This is a genomic window from Nitratidesulfovibrio oxamicus, assembly GCF_015731765.1.
GTDB classification, from domain to species: domain Bacteria; phylum Desulfobacterota; class Desulfovibrionia; order Desulfovibrionales; family Desulfovibrionaceae; genus Cupidesulfovibrio; species Cupidesulfovibrio oxamicus.
The window spans coordinates 1-2,982 of the sequence record NZ_VRYY01000319.1; the positions used below are offsets into that span (position 1 = coordinate 1).

The 2,982-nt window shown below is 71.7% G+C and carries 3 protein-coding genes; all 3 read right to left on the bottom strand.

Annotated features, from left to right (window positions below; genetic code table 11):
* Positions 1-510, bottom strand: a 510-nt coding sequence (locus FVW20_RS11100) for an exonuclease domain-containing protein (RefSeq protein ID WP_269145825.1), incomplete at its 3' end; no start/stop codon positions are given.
* Positions 507-2,729: a DUF294 nucleotidyltransferase-like domain-containing protein gene (locus FVW20_RS11105; protein WP_196609620.1), complete on the bottom strand. Its 2,223-nt coding sequence runs from the start codon at positions 2,727-2,729 to the stop codon at positions 507-509. The genes FVW20_RS11100 and FVW20_RS11105, both read right to left, overlap by 4 nt.
* 20 nt (positions 2,730-2,749) lie before the next feature.
* A partial coding sequence (locus FVW20_RS11110) for a putative nucleotidyltransferase substrate binding domain-containing protein (RefSeq protein ID WP_196609622.1) occupies positions 2,750-2,982 on the bottom strand: 233 nt, incomplete at its 5' end.

The following is a 2,982-nucleotide window of genomic DNA, read 5'->3' on the forward strand; positions in this document are numbered from 1 at the left end:
GGCCCCGCCCCGGGCCCGCACATGCCGGAACAGGTCCAGCACGTCGCAGCGGGGATGCGTCCGGGCTGGCAGTCCGGCCCGCTTGCGCCCTGCGGCCAGAAAGGCCTCGTCCAGCCCCAGGCACCAGCCCAACAGCACCACCGGCACCCCTGCCCCCTTCCCTGCCCCGCTCCCCGCGTCAGGCACTGTGGCGAACCCGGCAAGCCAGTCGTCCAGTCGGGCCAGTTCCGCCGCCGCCTCGTCGCCATGGGCCGCTTCGCCGGGCAGGATGCCGTGCACGGGAACCCCTTCGGGCCGTACCGGGCAGGCCGGGCGCAGCAGGCCGCGAAAGGTGGCGGAAAGATCCATGCGCGTGCCCCGCAGGGCCACGGCCCCCACGGCCAGCAGATCGTCGCGGGCCGGGTTCAGGCCGGTCATCTCGCAGTCCACGGATACGAAGACCATCCCCCGCAACGGCGTGCCCGGGTCCGGACCGCTGCCGGACAGCAGGCGGCGCAACAGCCGCTTCATGTCCTGCCTCCCTGTCGTGAAGACGCGATCGGAGTGACCGGACTGACCGGACTGACCGGGGCGTGACCGGCGGGCACGCAACCCGCGCCATCTTCCCGCCGGGGCGGACGGACGGCCTTGCAATGCTCCGCCAGCCCGTCCAGCGCGTGCAGGGTTTCTCGGGCACGGCGCTGGGCCAGTGCGTCCAGACCGGCAGGCGCGCCCGGTCCCTCCGCCACCGGAGAGAGGGCGGCGAAATCCCCCGCCATGGACACGGCATCGTCCGCGTCCGCGTTGCTCTCGTCGTCATCGTTCTCGCCTGCGTCACCCTCGCCCGTTCCGTCGCCCATGCCGTGGCGGACAAGCACCGCATGGGCTGCGCGCAGCAGCAGGTATTCGCAGGCGCGGCGGGCATCGTGCAGAACTCCGGCATGCACCTCTTCAGTCGCCCCCACCCGTGCGGCCAATTCATCCGCAAGGGCATCCAGCCGGGCAAGGGTGGCGGGAGGCTGGACGCCATGCCCCGCCGCCATGACATGCACCCTGGCCAGCAGTTCCGCGCGCGGGGTGCCCCCCCTTCCTGCCTGCCCTGCCTGTCCGGCCTGTCTGGTCTGTCCGATCTGTCTGGCCCGTCCTGTCTGACCTGCCCGCCCGGCCTGTCCCGCAGCCAACGGCCAGCGCGCCCCGGCCTGCACAGCATCGGCCAGTTCCGCATCGGCCACGGCGGCCATCCGCAGTCCCAATGCGCCATCCCCGCACACCGGGCGCACGTCGAACATGCCCAGCCGTGCGTGCAGGGGCATGTCCGCCCCTCCGCCAGTATGTGTACCGCCGCATTCCCCCCCCGCCAACCGGAGGAACCTGTCCCGCCAGCCTGCCACGGTCAGTGTCCAGCCGGGCGTTGCGGCCATGCGTCCCTGCGGGCAGGGCGCAAATCCCAGCGCCCGCAGCCCGTCGCGCACAAAGCGGGCCAGCGTGCCGAAGTAGGCTGCAACTCGGTCATCCATGCCCGTACCGCCAGAGTCGGCATCGCGGCCATCGACGCCGTGCGTGTCGGGGGCATCGCCCACCACCAACCCGTTCCATTGCCGGTGGCGGAACCACGCCTCGCGCCGGGCCGCCGGACCGAAGACCACGAAACACCACGGGCGCGGCGGCGCCCCCAGCGCGGCCATGCCCAGTTCGAACAGTCGAGCGATCATGCGGTCGTGCAGGTCCGGCAGAGTGGCGGACAGTGTTGCCGCGCGCGCGCCCTCTGCCAACAGCACGACGGCCAGCGCATCGGTGCGCGGCGCTGTCTCCACCAGTTCGGTCAGGGTTCCCGCCGCCCCGATCCGCTCCGCCAGCGCCGTAGGCGACACTCCGCGCAACACCATCAGGTCGTGCGAAGACAGCACGCCCACCGGCTCGTCGCCCTCGACCACCACCACGTGGTGGATGTTGCGCCCGGCCATGAGCAGCATAACGTCCAGGCACGGCGTTCCGGCCTGTACGCACAGCACCGGCGCGGACATCAGGGCGCTGGCGTGAAGGGCGTGGTCGGCCCCGCCCGCCACCACCCGGGAACGGAAATCGCGGTCGGTCAGGATGCCCGCCGCCCTGCCGTCGTCGTCCAACAGCACGATGGCGCTACGCTGGCGTGCTGTCATCAGCCGGGCCGCCTCGTGCAGTGAAACGTGGACAGGCGCCGCCGCGAAACCGGCGGGCATGGCCTCGCCCGCCGTAACGCCCTGCCATGGCCGTCCGCCCTGCCAGGTCAGCCCGCTGCGCCGCGCCAGAACCGACACGCCCATATCCAGCAAGGCAGGGCCAAAGCCGGGCGCCAGCAATTCGCGCAGGTCGGGCCTGTCGTCCAGCGCATCGGCAACGGTCCGCACCGGCAGCAGGTAACACAGCGTATCTGTGGCGGCCCATGCAGCCAGCCGGTAGCCGATCTCGGCCTGACCGGCCACGGGGACAGTCCCCGCCCGTCCGAAGGGCCAGCCGAACACCGCGCCCGGTCCCAGCGTCTCCCCGTCCTGTGTCGTGCCATTCCGTCCGGCGGATGCGCTTCCCACCGCAATGGCCCCCTTCACCACCACGTGCAGCACGGGCATGCCGTCCTCGGTGGCGCTTTCCAGCGCCTCGCCCGCCGGAACGAACGCCACCTGCGTGCCGAAGGCCAGCGTGCGCAGCCGGGCGCGCGGCAGGAACTGGAACGGGGGCACCCCCCGCAGGAAACGGATCACATCCTCGTGCATGTATGCGCTCTCCGCTCCGGTCAGGTCATCAGATGCAGGGAATAACGCCGCCGCAGCATGTCCTGGAAGTCCGCCACAACCTTGAAGCACTGCTTCAACTGTTCCCGCTCCAGGCCGGAAAGTTCGTCGGGTCGCACCCGGTCATCAGGTACCGCGCCGCCCCGCAGCGCCGCCGCCTGCGACCGCGCCCGCAATCCCAGCAGGTGATCCATGGCCTCGCCAAGGTCCGCCGCGCGCGCTGCGGACAACACGC

What these genes read in the sequence shown, in the direction of transcription:
- FVW20_RS11105 (WP_196609620.1), bottom strand. Translation starts at nt 2,729, where the DNA reads ATGCACGAGGATGTGATCCGTTTCCTGCGGGGGGTGCCCCCGTTCCAG.